Below are 15,030 nucleotides of genomic sequence, written 5' to 3' on the forward strand. Positions count from 1 at the left end.
ACATGAGCACGCTTCCAATCATCGACGCTCCCAACTGGTACGAAACCATCCGCATGGGCGATGGTGTGACGCTGATCCACGAGCCATGGATCAAGCCGTTCTTCCGCTGCAACATCTGGCATGTGCACGGTCGCGATCGCGATCTGCTGTTCGACACCGGCCTCGGTCATTTCAGCTTGCGGCGCCACGTGCCGCTGGTAACAGAGCGCAAGCCCGTTTGCGTGGCGAGCCACACGCATTTCGACCATATCGGCTGCCATCACGAATTTCCGAACCGCTGCGTGCACCCGGCCGAAGCCGAAATCCTGGCCGACCCGCGCAATGAATGGACGGTCGCCGATCGTTACGCGACCGACGCGATGTTCGACGGCATGCCTGAGGGCTGGGATGCGGCGCGTTACCAGATCCTGCCGGCGCCGGCCGGCCGGCTGCTCGAGCAAGGCGACATCGTCGATCTCGGCGACCGTGCCTTCGAGGTGATCCACACGCCGGGCCATTCACCTGGCGGCATCGCGCTCTACGAGAAGAAAACCGGCATTCTGCTTTCCGGCGACATCATCTATGACGGCCCGCTGATCGACGATGTCTATCATTCGCTTGTCGACGATTATGTCGCAACACTGCTGCGCATGCGCGACCTCGATGTCTCGGTCGTGCATGGCGGCCATTTCCCGAGCTTCGGCAAGGTGCGCTACCGCCAACTCATCGATGAGTATCTCGCGCAAAAGCGACAGGCCGGCTGCCACCTGCTTGGCCGATAACCTATCAGGGCGCAGCCCGTCGTCGGCCTCCGCACTGTTTCATGATTGTAGAGGCACGTTTCGCCGCAGGCGATCAAAGCGCCCTTTGCGGACAGGGTGTTCCCGCCGCGTCGCCGCAGCGTGAAGCCGTGGGCTGCGGTCTAAAACTCTTTTCCTCCGACTGGCGCACCAGTTCGGCGAAAGCCAGGGCAAAACTTGCCAGCATCAGGAAGACGATAATCAGGCGTGCCAGCGGCAATAGATCGGCCTCGACTGGTTAGCCCCCACGCCGCCCATCCACTGCCGGCTAACATGATCGATCCGGCTTTACGAGAGCTTAAGCGCGGTCTTAACCATCACATTCCTTCGTCCCGCGACACGATCCGCGAGTGCGCCTTGTTTGGCCGCCATCGCAAGGCACCTCCCTCCCTTTGCAGAAATGCCCGCCCATGCTAACCCGGCGCTGGCGCGGCCCAGCAACCGGTCGCCGCCAACCGGTCTCCAATCGGTCGTCGCCAATCGGTTGTCGTTGAGAGCCATGAGCAAAACCGCCAGCCGTTTCGCCTTCGTCTCATCCGGCACCGCCGACGCCAACGCGGCGCTGGAAAGCCTTTCGGCACGCTACGGCCAAGCATCCGTCGAAGATGCCGGGATCGTCGTGGCGCTCGGTGGCGACGGCTTTCTGCTGCAGACCCTGCGCGAGACGATGAGCACGGGAAAGAAGGTCTACGGCATGAACCGTGGCACCATCGGTTTCCTGATGAACGAATACCGCGCCAGCGGTTTGACGGGGCGCATCGCGGCTGCCGTCGCCGAAACGATCCGCCCGCTGGAGATGCAGGCGGTGACGGCGGAGGGCGAGACGATTTCGGCGCTGGCGATCAACGAGGTCGCACTTTGGCGCCAATCCTATCAGACCGCCAAGATCCGCATCACCGTGGATGGGCAAGAGCGGCTGGAGGAATTGCATTGCGACGGGGTGATGATCGCGACGCCGGCCGGCTCGACCGCGTATAATCTGTCCGCGCACGGGCCGATCCTGCCGCTCGACGCTCCGCTGTTGGCGCTGACCCCGGTCAGCCCGTTTCGTCCGCGCCGCTGGCGCGGCGCGCTGCTCTCCAACAAGGCGATCGTGCGTTTCGACATTCTGGAGCCGGAAAAGCGGCCGGTGAATGCCGCCGCCGACCACACCGAGGTCAAGGCGGTGACGACGGTCACGGTGAGGGAATCGCCGACGGCGACGGCGACGCTGCTGTTTGATCCCAACCATTCGTGGAACGAGCGCATTCTCGCCGAACAGTTCAGGTATTGAACAGACCGTGCAAATAAAAACCCGGCACGAGGCCGGGTTCCTATTTGACAACACAAGACTGTTGCGGCGGCCGATCGTTGCGATCAGAACTTGTAATTCAAGCCGATGACTCCGGTGTGTATGCGGACCTTTGCTTCGACATTCAGGCCGGTGTCGACAGTATAATCGCCCTTGCCCAGATCGGAAATATTTGTATTCGCCCTTGAGCGACCAGTGATCGGTAAAGGCATATTCCAGGCCCGCCCAGGGTCCAGCCTGCTCTGGTTTTCGAGGTGCCGTTGGTCCCGATCGGACCGCTTGTGCTAATCTCAACAGTGCCGAAGCCGAGACCGCCGGTACCGTAGATCAGCAGCCTATCCATCGCATAGCCAATTCGGCCACGCAGCGATCCGAGCATCTTTACATCGGAATCGCAAGAGAAAGCGGCGTTCGGACAGGCCGTGCCCCCATCGATGTGGGCGGCGGAGATGTCCGCCTCGACGCCATAGACTATATTTCCGCTCTGGAAATTGTAACCGGCCTGGACGCCGCCCAGGGCGCCGCTGCCATCATGATCAGCCGTCCCGCCAACAGTATATTCCCAGTCTACTTTGCTGCTGCCACCGCCGACATGTGCGCCTAGATAGAGGCCCGTCCAGTTATACGTTGATGCGACCGGCAATTCCACGACATCGGCCGCGATCGCCGGAGTCAAGGCCGCTGCCAGAAACGCAGCGGAGACTTTGGGGTGTGGTCAGAATGAATGCACCCTGGCGTTGCTGATCTGCAACACCTGCGCTGGTGCGAGAATGTCGCCTTCCTGAAGAGCGGGCCATCGACGAGCGGTAACCATCGCGATTAAGGTTACGACTTCACAATCGCGCCAATGCCGCCCGTTTGTGTTGACAAATCGTGGGCTTGCGCCTACCTGCAATACTAATCTTGCAGGCGCGCGGCGCTTGCCGCGACTGCTTATGTTGCGCCCCCGAACCAGCCAAAGAACAGCCAAACTTGTCCTCAGACACCCAGATCGCTCAAGAAGCGTTGACCTTCGCAGACCTCGGCCTGTCGCCGAAGGTCCTTTCCGCAGTTACCGATGCCGGCTACACCGAGCCGACGCCGATCCAGGCGGGCGCCATTCCGCATGCCTTGCTCGGCAAGGATATTTTGGGCATCGCCCAGACCGGCACCGGCAAGACGGCGTCCTTCGTCCTGCCGATGCTCACCCGGCTGGAAAAGGGCCGTGCCCGCGCCCGCATGCCGCGCACGCTGATCCTCGAGCCGACGCGCGAGCTTGCCGCGCAGGTCGAAGAGAATTTCGTCAGATACGGCAAGAACCACAAGCTCAACATCGCGCTGCTGATCGGCGGCGTGTCCTTCGACGAGCAGGACAAGAAGCTCGAGCGCGGCGCCGACGTGCTGATCGCGACGCCAGGCCGCCTGCTCGACCATCGCGAGCGCGGCAAGCTCCTGCTCAATGGCGTCGAGATCCTCGTCATCGACGAGGCCGACCGCATGCTCGACATGGGCTTCATCCCCGATATCGAGCGTATCTGCGAGATGATCCCGTTCACCAGGCAGACGCTGTTCTTCTCGGCGACAATGCCGCCCGAAATCACCAAGCTCACCGAGAAATTCCTGCACGCGCCGGTGCGCGTCGAGGTGTCGAAGGCTGCGTCGGCCGCCACCAACATTATTCAGCGGCTGGTGAAATCCGGGCCAAAACCCTGGGACAAGCGCGAGACGCTGCGCAATTTGATGAAGGCCGAGGATGCCGAGCTGAAGAACGCCATCATCTTCTGCAACCGCAAGGTAGAGGTGGCGGAGCTTTTCCGCTCGTTGCTGAAATATGATTTCGACGCTGGCGCCCTGCATGGCGACATGGACCAGCGCGCGCGCATGCAGATGCTGGCCAATTTCCGTGACGGCAAGCTGCGCTACCTCGTCGCTTCGGACGTCGCGGCGCGCGGCCTCGATATTCCCGACGTCAGCCATGTCTTCAATTACGACGTGCCGATCCACGCCGAGGACTACGTCCACCGCATCGGCCGCACCGGCCGCGCCGGACGCTCGGGCAAATCCTTCACCATCGCGACCAAGTCGGACACCAAATACATCGACGCCATCGAACGGCTGATCGGCACCAAGATCGAGTGGCACGACGGCGACCTGTCGACGGTCGTCGCCAGCGAGGGCGGCGAAGATGAGGCTCCGCGCCGTGGCCGCGGCGCGCCACGCCGCGCCGGGCGCAAGGACGACGCTAAGGACAGGGGCGAGCGCAAGCCGCGTGAACGCCACGCCAAGCGCAGCGAGGAAGCGGCGCCGGAAGCGGTTAGCGAGGAACAGCCGGTCGTGGCCGAAGCCGCGGTCGCAGACACCGGCGAGCGGCACGCCCGCAAGGAGGCGATCCGCTCCGAAAACAGCGAGCGCAAGGCTTCGCCCGATCGCAACGAACGGCGCGCGCCCGAACGCGGCGACACCAGGCCGCAGCGCGAGCGCCCTGCCCGCCAGCGGCAGGAAGACAATGACGCGACCGTCGGCTTCGGCGACGACATGCCGGCCTTCATGCGGATCGTCGCCAAGGTCTGAGACTGCAACGCCTGCGCGTCGCGCGGACGCGCAACTCCTTCCAGATGACACCCTTCCGGGCAAATTTCCGGGGCTGTGCATCGCTTCGCCCTAAAGGTTCTTGAGCTCCAGGCGGGACGCCAGCAGATCCAGAAAAGCGCGGACTTTGGCGGAGGAGGATCTGCCTTCCGGCCAGACGGCGTGTATCGGCACCGGCACCGGCTCGAATTCGGTTAGAACCAGCTCCAGGCGGCCATCGTCCACCAGGTGTTTTATCTGCCAAAGCGGCGAGTAGCCCAGACCCAATCCGTGAACCGCGGCTGCATAGATCGATATCATCAAATTCGACCGGAAAGTGCCCGCGACCTTCACCGGCCGAGGCTTGCCTTCAATCTGAAACATCCATTTGCCCGGGCGGCCGTCAGCGGTTCGTACGATGCAATTATGCTCAGGCAATTCAAGCGGATGGGCCGGTCGGCCGCTTTGCAGAAAGTAGGAAGGCGCGCCGAACACGACGCGCCGCAACGCTCCCAGCCGCTTCGCCCGCAGACTGGAATCCGGCAAATTGCCGATCCGGACTGCCAAATCGAGGCCCTCGGCATCAAGATCGACAAATTCATCGGAAAGCTGGAGGTCAACCTCAACCCGGGGATATGTCCGCATATAATCGGCGATGACCGGCACGAGGAAATCCGGGCCGAACAGAACCGGGGCACTCACGCGCAGAGTGCCTGACGGCTCCGATCGTCGGTTGGCCGCCTGAAGCCTGGCTTCGTTTATTTCCTCGATGGCGGGTTTGATGCGCTGGAAAAAAGCCGCTCCGGCTTCGCTCGGCGTCGAGCGGCGCGTCGTTCTGTGCAGAAGCTCAACCCCGACAGCATGCTCCAACGTCGCCAAGGACCGGCTGACTGACTGCAGCGAGCGGTTCAGCCGCCGTGCGGCAGCCGTCAAGCTGCCGTGCTCGACAATGGCAATGAAGGCTTCAAAATCGTCTATCCGGCTCATCGCAGGGTTTCTCCCGAAAATCGGGAGAAACTATCGCAAAATCGATCAATTGTAACGCAGTTCGCTACATTTTATCTTCCCTGCAACAGGTCCGAAAGGCAGATTTGAGGGAAGGAGATCGTCATGCGAACATCCAGTCCAACCGTCCTGGTCGTGGGCGCCGCAGGCCGCGTTGCCGGTTTGGTGGTGCCTGAACTCGTCCGCCGCAATGCCAGGGTTCGAGCGCTTGTTCGTGACGCCGCGGCCGCCGAAAAAGCCCGGAAAGCCGGCGCATCCGAGATCGCGACCGGAGATCTGCGCAACCATCAGAGCCTTGAACATGCCGTCGAAGGTGTCGACGGTGTCTTCCACATCGGACCGGCCTTTACTCCCGACGAAGCCGCTATGGGGGTTGCCATGGTTGAGGCGGCGGCGCGAGCAGGCGTTCGGAAATTCGTCTTCTCGTCGGTAATCCAGCCCACCAATACGAGACTGGAAAACCATGCGAGCAAGGTGCCCGTCGAAGCTGCCCTCTATTCGACGAACATGGACTACACCATTCTGCACCCTGCCAATTTCATGCAGAATATCGCGGCGGCCTGGCCATCCGTCGTCGAGCATGGCGTTTTCTCGGAGCCGTTTCCAAAGACGGCGAGGCTGGCTCGCGTCGACTATCGCGATGTGGCTGAAGTGGCGGCGATCGCACTGACCGAAGCGCGTTTGTCCTATGCGACACTTGAGCTGTGCGCCGACGGTATGCACAGCCGCGAAGAGGTCGTTGCCATGATGAGCGAAGCGCTTGGCCGGCCCATTTCAGGAGGCGAGCCGACATTTCAAGACTGGGCGGCGAAAGCCCGCCTTCCCTATACTGACCGCCAGTTGCAGATGCTGGCCAAAGTACACAGCCACTACGCCAAATACGGACTCGGCGGGAACAGCCTGACGTTGCGCGCCGCCCTTGGCCGCGAGCCGCGTTCGCTGCAAAACTTCATTCGGGAACTGGCGCTGCAGATGGCATATGCCGCCTGATCGTCCTCACAAAAGCGCTTACGCACATTTTCTGATTGGGAGATTTCGATGCAAGCATCACCGGACCGAACCTTCAAGTTGAGAAAGCTGCCGCCCTCCTACGGCGCAGTGGTGATGCCGTTCGTTCTTTCGATCCTGATGTCCTCGATTGTCTCGGCGGTTTCGACGGCAATCGGCGCAGGCTGGACGAACGGGTTTATAGCGGCCTGGAGCTATGCATGGGGCGCTTCATGGCTTGTTGCGTTTCCCAGTCTGCTGATTGTGCTTCCGATCGTGCGCCGGATCGTTGCCGCGATTGTCGATCAGCCGGCGCGGTCCTGACATCACGAACGAAGGACCGCCGGCTGCCGGCGGTCCGGCATAACCATAGGACGGCCTCTTGCGGGGCCGCTCTCGGTTCATGCGCTTCCCTCAGGTGAGTGGCGACAGCTGGATCTCGACGCGGCGGTTCTGAGCCCGGCCGGCAGCGGTCGCGTTGGAGGCGATCGGACGCGTCTTGCCGAAGCCGGTGACGGCGAAGCGGCGGGAATCGACGCCCTGCCCGGACAGATAGTTGGCGACAGCCAGGGCGCGGCGCTGCGACAGGTCGAAATTGTGCTCGTCGCCACCGGTCGAGTCGGTGTGGCCGAACACGTCGACCGTGGTCTGCCGGAACTTCTTCAGCACAAGGCCCACCGAATTCAGCACCGGATAGAAACCGGGCTTCACCGCGTCCTGGTCGACGTTGAAGGTGATGTCGGACGGCATGTTGAGGATGATCTGGTCGCCGGTGCGGGTGACGCTGACGCCGGTGCCCTCAAGCTGCCGGCGCAGTTCGGCCTCGTTCTGGTCCATGGTGGCGCCGATGGCGCCGCCGGCAAGCGCACCGATGCCCGCGCCGATCAGCGCATTGCGGCGGTCGTTGCCGCCGGCAAGCATGCCGAGCCCGGCACCCGCCAGCGCACCGAGACCGGCACCGGCAGCGGTGTTGGAAACCTTCTGCTCCCCGGTGTAGGGATCGGTGGTGCATGCGCTCACGAGCACAGCCGTCGCCACGACGGCGAGCACGATTTTTTTCATATGGTGGTCCCTCTCCATTCCACGGCCGCGTAACGGCGCACCGCATCAGCCCTTCCAGCGACTTGTAACATGAAATGCGGCGAAAAACGGAACAGCAAAAGCCGCTGCTGCAGCTTTCCCCGGCTCAATTCCACACGGCTGCAGCGGCTCGCGCGACCACCGCAATTCGACCGGCTACCAGAGATTCTTGCCGTCGATGACCACCACTTCGACCTTGTCGAGATCGAAATCGTCGAACAGCCGCGAATTCACGCTGATCTTCGGATTGTCGAAATTCGGCTCGCCTGTCGACCAGTCCGGCGTTTCGGTGAAGGTGCCGCAGCCGCAGGTGACGCAAAAGCCGTGTTTTACGGTTTTCGATCCCCATTGGTAGAAAGAAACATTCTCCGGCGGGCTGGTAAGCCTGAATTGCGAGGGGGCGTAATAGGCCCACAACGAACCGCGTTTCGAACAGAAGGAGCAGGTGCATTGCGTCACCGTCTGCGGCGCTTGCGAAACCTCGAACGTCGTCGCCTTGCAGTGGCAGCTCGCCTTGATGGTCATGAACGATCCTCCCAATTGCCCGCCGCCCCTACGGCAAAGGCAACATAAAGAAACGGTCCTGACAACTCTCTGTCAGCAGACCTGTCGTCTGCAATGCGCAGGTTCCCAATCGATGCATGTCGATGCCAAAACCGCTGCACACGCTTGGTCAAGCCCAAGGGCAGGCCTCGGCGACATACATCAAACTAAAAGGACGATGGTGGCACGAACAGGCAGATGGTCCTTCCGTCATTGGCGCCGGCAACGGAGCACCAGTGATATTCGCCGTCGGGCGAATTCTTGATGCGTTTGTCGCTGTAGGCCACGACTTCCCCCGTCCCCTTGATGACATAGCCCTCGGGGCGTTCGCTGATCGATGTCTGGGAGACCTCGCGGCAGTCATAGCCAGAGCAGCAGGAGAACGGATAGCTCCAACCTTGCGGCATAGCCGCGGTCGGCTTGGCATCATGCGCCAGAGCAGGCGCCGCAAATGGAATGGCGGCAGCAATCAAAACCACTGCCGCGACAAGTGAATTCAGGAGTCGGCGCGCCGTGCGGGCGACTGGGGCCGGTCTGGTTGTGAGAGCAGGCATGAGCGCAGTTCCTATCAACGGTTGTCAAGCATTTCGCTTGCCCGTTCCCGGAACGTGTCTTCCCAGTGGCCGGATCGTCAGGTCGCAGATACGCCGCGTCCGGCCATAAATGCTTTTTTCCCCCCAGCCATTGAATGCTGTGCTGATTCCTTTGTTGGCGCAAGGAATTGCTGTCGCAAACCGAACGCCGACCTCTGCAGCCGGAACCAGCCTGCCGCACTGATTGACGAGACCTGGCCTGATCAATCCCCGGCAGCGGGATCGCCAATAACGGCATTCGGCTCGCAGTGGTTCCGGGCTGGGCGCCGGCAGGCCTGAAGCATCCGCGTCAAAAAGCGGAAACCAACTTTGGGAAATTCGATGAAAAACAAAGTTGTAGAAGGACAGGTAAGTTCAAGTTGAGAGCCGGTCACTCTCGCGCGATGGCCGTAACTCTCGCGTGATGAACCCACATTCCTGCCGGATTGGTGCCCGGCGGCCTCAGTCGATGTCTGCCACCGTCTCGCCAGCGCCACCCTCGATCCGCTGCGACAGCGAGGCTTCCATGAAATCGTCGAGGTCACCGTCGAGCACGCTCGACGGGCTGGTGCTCTCGACGCCGGTGCGCAGATCTTTCACCAGCTGATAGGGCTGCAGCACGTAGGAACGTATCTGGTGGCCCCAGCCGATATCGCTCTTCGACGCTTCCGTGGCGTTCGCCACCGCTTCGCGTTTCTTCAGCTCTTCCTCGTAAAGCCGCGAGCGCAGCATTTCCCAGGCCTTGGCCTTGTTCTTGTGCTGAGAGCGCTCCGCCTGGCAGGCGACCGCGATGCCGGTGGCGAGATGGGTGATGCGGACCGCCGAATCGGTGGTGTTGACGTGCTGGCCGCCTGATCCCGAAGAACGATACGTGTCGATACGGACGTCGGATTCGGAAACGTCGATGTCGATCGTATCGTCGATGACGGGATAGACCCAGACGCTGGCGAAGGAGGTATGGCGGCGCGCATTGCTGTCATAGGGCGAAATACGCACGAGACGATGCACGCCGGATTCCGTCTTCAGCCAGCCATAGGCGTTGTGGCCCTTGATCAGCAGCGTGGCGGACTTGATGCCGGCTTCTTCGCCGTCATGCACTTCCAGCACCTCGACCTTGAAGCGGCGGCGCTCGGCCCAGCGCGTATACATGCGCAGAAGCATCGAGGCCCAGTCCTGGCTTTCGGTGCCGCCGGCGCCGGCATGGACTTCGAGATAGCTATCGTTGGCGTCCGCCTCGCCCGACAGCAGCGTTTCGATCTGCCGCGCCTTGGCCTCGCCGCGCATCGAGCGGATCGCCGCTTCGGCCTCGGCGACGACGCCCTCGTCGCCCTCTTCCTCGCCAAGCTCGATCAGGCCGATATTGTCTTCCAGCGCCTGGGTGAGGCCTTTGACCGCGGCAATGCCTTCCTCGAGGCCCTGGCGCTCGCGCATCAACTTTTGCGCTTCCAACGGCTCGTTCCAGAGGCTCGAATCCTCGGCACGGACATTCAGGTACTCAAGCCGCTTTATGGCTTGGTCCCAGTCAAAGATGCCTCCTCAGCAGGGTTATCGCCTGCCTGATCTCGTCGACAATATTTTGCGTTTCCGCGCGCATGGCTGGCTGTTCTGTCCTGTTGCTGAATGGCGGCTTGGTGGCGCGATACATAGGGACGGCACCGTCCCCTGTAAAGCACCGGCCCCTGTAAAGCGGAATGGGCCGTCTCGACCATGATCGTCAAGCCGGGCCCGACCGAATGTAACGATTGTCAGTAGAGCCCGCCGCCGCCCGACTGGATGGCCTGGTTGGCCTGCGGCGACAGCGCCCCGCCGGTGGCGTTGGAGCCGTCCGCACCCATGCCGATCACCCAATAGCTGTCGGCGGGACCGGTACCCGGCTTGAAGGCTTCGATGATGGTTCCGGCGTCGCCCGCGCTGGCCCGCATGCCGGTCTTGCGATTGATCGCAATCAGCTTCATGCCTTCGGGAACCTTGAAGTCGACATTGGGCGTGCCGTCCAGCGCCACGCGCATAAAATCCTTGAAGATCGGCGCAGCAAGGCCGCCGCCGGTCGCGCCTTTGCCAAGACCTTTCGGCTGATCGTAGCCCATATAAAGGCCGACAACGAGGTTCGGCGTATAGCCAATGAACCAGGCATCCTTTTCGTCGTTGGTCGTTCCGGTCTTGCCGGCGATGTGACGACCGAGCTCGTTGATGGTGGCGCCGGTACCGCGTTGCACGACGCCCTCCATCATCGATGTGATCTGATAGGCGGTCATCGGATCGAGCACCTGCTCGGAATTATCGACCAGCTCCGGCTCGGGCTGGTTCTGCCATTCGGCAGCGTTGCAGTTTTCGCAGCCGCGTTCGTCCTGCCTAAAGACGGTCTTGCCGTAGCGGTCCTGGATACGGTCGATCAGCGACGGCTTGATCGACTTGCCGCCATTGGCCATGATCGAATAGGCCGACACCATGCGCATCACCGTCGTCTCGCCGGATCCCAGCGCCATCGGCAGATACGGCGCCAGATGGTCGTAGACGCCGAAACGCTCGGCATATTCCACGACCAGCTTCATGCCCATATCGTTAGCAAGCCGCACCGTCATTAGATTGCGCGATTTCTCGATGCCGGACCGCAAGGTCGCCGGACCAGCCACCGTTCCGTCGTAATTCTTGGGCGTCCAGGTCGTGTTGCCGCTCTGGATGGTGATCGGCCCGTCCATGATCACCGACGCGGGCGTGTAGCCATTGTCGAGGGCGGCCGAATAGACGATCGGCTTGAACGACGATCCCGGCTGGCGCATGGCCTGCGTCGCCCGGTTGAATTCCGACTGCGCGTAAGAGAAACCGCCGACCATGGCGAGGACGCGTCCGGTATGCGGATCCATGGCGATCAGTCCGCCTTCCACTTCGGGAACCTGGCGCAGGCTGTAGCTGTTGTCCGAACCCTCGTTCTTCTGCACGAAAATCACGTCGCCCGGCTTCAGCACGTCCGCCGGCGACCTCGCCTTGACGGTCTTGCCGTTTACCACGTGGCGCATGGCAAAGCTCATGTCTTCCCGGCTGACGGTGCCTTCGACGCGGTCCTTGACGATTTCGCCGGAGATCTGGCGCGTCGGCTGCAGGCCGATGGACAGGCCGGTGGCCGAGCTGTCGAGCACGACGGCAAGCGACCATTCCGGCACGTCCTCCAGTCGCTTGACGTTGCCCAGTGGCACGCCCCAGTCGCCGGAAACGTCGATGCTCGTGACCGGCCCGCGGTAGCCGCGCAGCGTATCGAACTTCATAAGACCGTTCTGCATGGCCTTGCGGGCAATCAGCTGCATCTTTGGATCGAGCGTCGTACGGACGGAAAGGCCGCCCTCGTAGAGCGCATTCTCGCCATAGCGCGCGATGATCTGGCGACGCACTTCCTCGGTGAAATATTCCCCGGCGAAGAGATAGTTGCCCGTACGGCGCGGCGTGACGCCGAGCGGCTCGGCCTTGGCCTTCTCGCCTTCTTCATGCGTGACGTAACCGTTTTCGACCATCTGGTCGATGACCCAGTTGCGGCGCTCCAAGGCGCGATCGGCATGCTTGAAGGGATGGTAGTTGTTCGGCCCCTTCGGCAGAGAGGCGAGATAGGCGGCCTCGGCCACGGTGAGCTCGTTCACCGATTTGTCGAAATAGGTGAGTGCAGCACCGGCGACGCCATAGGCGCCGAAGCCGAAGAAAATCTCGTTGAGGTAGAGCTCGAGAATGCGATCCTTCGAGTAGGCCTGCTCGATGCGGAAGGCGAGGATCATCTCCTTGATCTTGCGCTCGTAGGTCTGGTCTGAAGACAACAGGAAGTTCTTCGCCACCTGCTGGGTGATCGTCGAGGCGCCGACCTGGCGCTTGCCCGAGCCAAGATTCTGCAGGTTGACAATGATGGCGCGGCCAAGGCCGGTCACGTCGATGCCGGGGTGATTGTAGAAATTCTTGTCCTCGGCCGACAGGAAGGCCGCCTTGACACGATCCGGGACCGCCTGAATCGGCAGATAAAGCCGCCGCTCGCGCGCATACTCGGCCATCAGCGCGCCATCCGACGCATGGATGCGGGTCGTCACCGGCGGTTCGTATTTGGCCAGCACCTCGTAATCGGGCAGGTCCTTCGACAAATGGCTGATATAAATTGCCACGCCCGCCGCGACCAAAAGGGCCAGCGTCGTGCCGATGCCGAAGAAATAGCCAATGAGACGAATCATACCCGCTCCAGTCCTTGGTTCGGGAATTTCCTAAACGAAGCCGCCCTTCGCGCAAGCTTTCGGGACGATCCCAACCCGTAATCGCAAACCCATGTCGCGACCATGTGGGCAAAATACGGCAGCGTGGAATTTCGGTCTCGAATGCCGAAAATAAAAGCACTGGGTGTTGTCGCCGTGCAACGCTGCCTCAGGTTGTGGGCGATGGCGGGCATTTCAGCCTCCGGCCCCCGTTCCGCTCCTGGCCGAAGCGAACAGCGCAACGGCGTTGGTTATGCTCTGGGTGGCCTTGCTGCGCCAATCGGCGCTGAGCAACTGCGCCTCGTCCTTGGCGTTCGACAGATAGCCGAGTTCGACCAGCACGGACGGAACGTCCGGCGCCTTCAGCACCTTGAAGCCGGCAGAACGCTGCGGGTTGTTAATCAGGCCGACGCTGGTGGAAAGCTGGCCGACAAGAGTGTGGGCGAAGCTCATCGAAAAATTATGCGTCTCGCGGCGGATCAGGTCGATCAGGATATCGGTCACTTCCTTGTTGTCGTCCTTGATCTCCATGCCGGCGAACTGGTCGGAAAGATTTTCACGGTCGGCAAGCGCCTGCGCCTGCGGGTCGGAAGCCTTGTCGGACACGGTGTAGACGGTTGCGCCGCGAATGCCCTTGACGCTGATCGTGTCGGCATGGATCGAGATGAGCAGGTCGGCCTCATGCTGGCGGGCAATGCGCACGCGGTCGTCGAGCCGCAGGAACACATCGGTCTCACGCGTCAAGAACACGTCGTATTTGCCGCTGGCGGCGAGCTTGTCGCGCAGTTCCATGGCAAAGGCGAGCGTCACGTTCTTCTCGACCGTACCGTTCAGGCCTTCGGCGCCGCCGTCGATGCCGCCATGGCCCGGATCGATGACGACGGTGAAACGATGGCCCGGATTGGAGACCGGCCCAGTACCGACCCTGCCGGCCTTGTCGGCGGAGACCGTCGAGCCGGTGGTCAACGCCTGATTGGCAAGCGCTGCATCGAATTCCCGCTGCGATGCCGCTGACATGTCGACGGCGATGCGGTAGCCGTTGCCGTCATCATTCTTTAGCACGTCGAGATTGTCGACGGCGAACGGTCCCTTGCCGGTGAGAATCAGCCGCGATTTCCCCTTGCCGAGATCGCCATAGCGCACGGCGCGGACAAGGCCGCGCGGCTTCACATCCTTGGCATTGAGGGCGAATCTCGTGGCCGGCAGATCGATGACCAGACGATCGGGGCCGCGCAGCAGGAACCATTTGATATCGGGCTCGCGGTCGAAATTGATGACAATGCGCATCTTGGTCGCATCGCCGGCCATCTTGTAGCTTGTCGCGCCGAGCGGTGCGTCGGCAGCACGCGAAAGCGGCGAAAAGACCAGGCAAGCCAGGATCAGCGGCAGCAGGCAAGCGGCGCGGAAGAACCAGCCTCCATTATGACGGCCCTTGTCTGCGAAGCCTGCCAGTCCCATCTTTCTACCAGTCGCTCCCGTTTGGCGTCATGACCGATTGACTGTCGAAGTGACGGTCAGGCCGCGAACTCGATTAACGATTGGTATCCAGAGAAGGTTAACCAAGCCTTTTCATGGAAGGCGTGAGACCTCTGCTTCCCCTGCGGAACGGCTTTTTGCCGGCATCGGGAATCGGGGTTGCCTTCCAACCCGCCAAATCATAAAAGCGATGGTGGATCACTGCAATCCTGGAACCGTCCTCCTCCGCAGCTTCCTGCTACAGGTCAGACGCAAGACGGCTCCTTTCGCTTCAGGCGAAGAAGGCATCGGTGATCGCGACGATTTTCGCAGGCGTGCTCCCGTGGCGGGGGAATCGCCTGCGTGAGCAAAACGGCCGGGATTGTCCCGTGCCGGCTCTGTATGAGCAAACAAGCTGGTCCGGTTTTTCCCGGGCTTTGGTTCAAAAGGTTCTGCTGGTTACGATGGCTTCAAGCGCAATCATGGAAAGGTCCGCAACAAACCGCGCCACTACGGCTGCGGGCGGCACCGCCATGGCGCTCAGGCAGCGG

Annotated in this window: 14 protein-coding genes; 5 read left to right on the plus strand and 9 right to left on the minus strand. The window is 61.7% G+C overall.

The genetic code is table 11. The annotated features are described in order from the left end of the window. Positions 1–2: 2 nt before the first annotated feature. Entirely contained in the window at positions 3–761 is a 759-nt protein-coding gene (locus NKJ94_RS16500) for an MBL fold metallo-hydrolase (protein WP_352526458.1), read from the plus strand. Positions 762–834: 73 nt separating this feature from the next. Here NKJ94_RS16500 and NKJ94_RS16505 read toward each other — a convergent pair whose 3' ends face one another. Next, positions 835–999, minus strand: coding sequence for a hypothetical protein (locus NKJ94_RS16505; protein WP_352526460.1), 165 nt, complete (start codon positions 997–999; stop codon positions 835–837). Positions 1,000–1,278: 279 nt separating this feature from the next. Here NKJ94_RS16505 and NKJ94_RS16510 point away from each other — a divergent pair, with 279 nt between their 5' ends. Continuing rightward, positions 1,279–2,052, plus strand: coding sequence for an NAD kinase (locus NKJ94_RS16510; protein ID WP_352492517.1), 774 nt, complete (start codon positions 1,279–1,281; stop codon positions 2,050–2,052). A gap of 142 nt (positions 2,053–2,194) precedes the next feature. Here NKJ94_RS16510 and NKJ94_RS16515 read toward each other — a convergent pair whose 3' ends face one another. Further along, a complete protein-coding gene (locus NKJ94_RS16515) occupies positions 2,195–2,746 on the minus strand; it encodes an outer membrane protein (protein ID WP_352526462.1) in 552 nt (183 codons plus the stop codon). 296 nt (positions 2,747–3,042) lie between these two features. Here NKJ94_RS16515 and NKJ94_RS16520 point away from each other — a divergent pair, with 296 nt between their 5' ends. After that, positions 3,043–4,620 (plus strand): DEAD/DEAH box helicase, encoded by a 1,578-nt coding sequence (locus NKJ94_RS16520; protein ID WP_352526464.1) that lies wholly within the window; start codon positions 3,043–3,045, stop codon positions 4,618–4,620. 90 nt (positions 4,621–4,710) lie between these two features. On the opposite strand, the gene NKJ94_RS16525 is transcribed toward NKJ94_RS16520, so the two are convergent. Next, positions 4,711–5,604, minus strand: a complete 894-nt coding sequence (locus NKJ94_RS16525; RefSeq protein ID WP_352526466.1) for a LysR family transcriptional regulator — start codon at positions 5,602–5,604, stop codon at positions 4,711–4,713. Positions 5,605–5,727: 123 nt separating this feature from the next. Here NKJ94_RS16525 and NKJ94_RS16530 point away from each other — a divergent pair, with 123 nt between their 5' ends. Together NKJ94_RS16530 and NKJ94_RS16535 are read left to right on the plus strand one after the other, a co-directional pair. Next, positions 5,728–6,612 (plus strand): NmrA family NAD(P)-binding protein, encoded by an 885-nt coding sequence (locus tag NKJ94_RS16530; RefSeq protein ID WP_352526467.1) that lies wholly within the window; start codon positions 5,728–5,730, stop codon positions 6,610–6,612. A 48-nt stretch (positions 6,613–6,660) separates the two neighbouring features. Next, positions 6,661–6,933: a DUF2798 domain-containing protein gene (locus NKJ94_RS16535; protein ID WP_352526469.1), complete on the plus strand. Its 273-nt coding sequence runs from the start codon at positions 6,661–6,663 to the stop codon at positions 6,931–6,933. Positions 6,934–7,023: 90 nt separating this feature from the next. On the opposite strand, the gene NKJ94_RS16540 is transcribed toward NKJ94_RS16535, so the two are convergent. From NKJ94_RS16540 to NKJ94_RS16565, 6 genes are all read right to left on the minus strand, one after another. Beyond that, a complete protein-coding gene (locus NKJ94_RS16540) occupies positions 7,024–7,671 on the minus strand; it encodes a YiaD family glycine zipper/OmpA-like lipoprotein (RefSeq protein WP_352526471.1) in 648 nt (215 codons plus the stop codon). 174 nt (positions 7,672–7,845) lie between these two features. Beyond that, positions 7,846–8,214: a GFA family protein gene (locus NKJ94_RS16545; protein ID WP_352526473.1), complete on the minus strand. Its 369-nt coding sequence runs from the start codon at positions 8,212–8,214 to the stop codon at positions 7,846–7,848. 185 nt (positions 8,215–8,399) lie between these two features. After that, a complete protein-coding gene (locus NKJ94_RS16550; protein WP_352526475.1) occupies positions 8,400–8,786 on the minus strand; it encodes a hypothetical protein in 387 nt (128 codons plus the stop codon). Positions 8,787–9,266: 480 nt separating this feature from the next. Continuing rightward, positions 9,267–10,398, minus strand: a protein-coding gene (gene prfB / locus NKJ94_RS16555; protein WP_156948021.1) for a peptide chain release factor 2 whose coding sequence is annotated in 2 segments (ribosomal slippage) — positions 9,267–10,331 and positions 10,333–10,398 — 1,131 coding nt in all. Because the reading frame shifts where the segments join, the coding sequence is not laid out codon by codon here. A 151-nt stretch (positions 10,399–10,549) separates the two neighbouring features. Continuing rightward, positions 10,550–13,006, minus strand: a complete 2,457-nt coding sequence (locus tag NKJ94_RS16560) for a penicillin-binding protein 1A (protein ID WP_352526477.1) — start codon at positions 13,004–13,006, stop codon at positions 10,550–10,552. A gap of 213 nt (positions 13,007–13,219) precedes the next feature. Then, the gene (locus NKJ94_RS16565; RefSeq protein ID WP_352526478.1) at positions 13,220–14,482 is read right to left on the minus strand and encodes an N-acetylmuramoyl-L-alanine amidase; all 1,263 of its coding nucleotides are present in this window, start codon (positions 14,480–14,482) and stop codon (positions 13,220–13,222) included. Positions 14,483–15,030: the final 548 nt, after the last annotated feature.

Origin of the sequence: Mesorhizobium sp. M0060 (assembly GCF_040323155.1) — a bacterium.
Classification (GTDB): Bacteria; Pseudomonadota; Alphaproteobacteria; order Rhizobiales; family Rhizobiaceae; genus Mesorhizobium.

Excerpts from the sequence above, each read along its gene's own strand:
- NKJ94_RS16500 (WP_352526458.1), top strand. The coding sequence starts at position 3 with ATGAGCACGCTTCCAATCATCGACGCTCCCAACTGGTACGAAACCATC.
- NKJ94_RS16510 (WP_352492517.1), top strand. The coding sequence starts at position 1,279 with ATGAGCAAAACCGCCAGCCGTTTCGCCTTCGTCTCATCCGGCACCGCC.
- NKJ94_RS16525 (WP_352526466.1), bottom strand. The coding sequence starts at position 5,604 with ATGAGCCGGATAGACGATTTTGAAGCCTTCATTGCCATTGTCGAGCAC.
- NKJ94_RS16530 (WP_352526467.1), top strand. The coding sequence starts at position 5,728 with ATGCGAACATCCAGTCCAACCGTCCTGGTCGTGGGCGCCGCAGGCCGC.
- NKJ94_RS16535 (WP_352526469.1), top strand. The coding sequence starts at position 6,661 with ATGCAAGCATCACCGGACCGAACCTTCAAGTTGAGAAAGCTGCCGCCC.
- NKJ94_RS16540 (WP_352526471.1), bottom strand. The coding sequence starts at position 7,671 with ATGAAAAAAATCGTGCTCGCCGTCGTGGCGACGGCTGTGCTCGTGAGC.
- NKJ94_RS16545 (WP_352526473.1), bottom strand. The coding sequence starts at position 8,214 with ATGACCATCAAGGCGAGCTGCCACTGCAAGGCGACGACGTTCGAGGTT.
- NKJ94_RS16550 (WP_352526475.1), bottom strand. The coding sequence starts at position 8,786 with ATGCCTGCTCTCACAACCAGACCGGCCCCAGTCGCCCGCACGGCGCGC.
- NKJ94_RS16560 (WP_352526477.1), bottom strand. The coding sequence starts at position 13,006 with ATGATTCGTCTCATTGGCTATTTCTTCGGCATCGGCACGACGCTGGCC.
- NKJ94_RS16565 (WP_352526478.1), bottom strand. The coding sequence starts at position 14,482 with ATGGGACTGGCAGGCTTCGCAGACAAGGGCCGTCATAATGGAGGCTGG.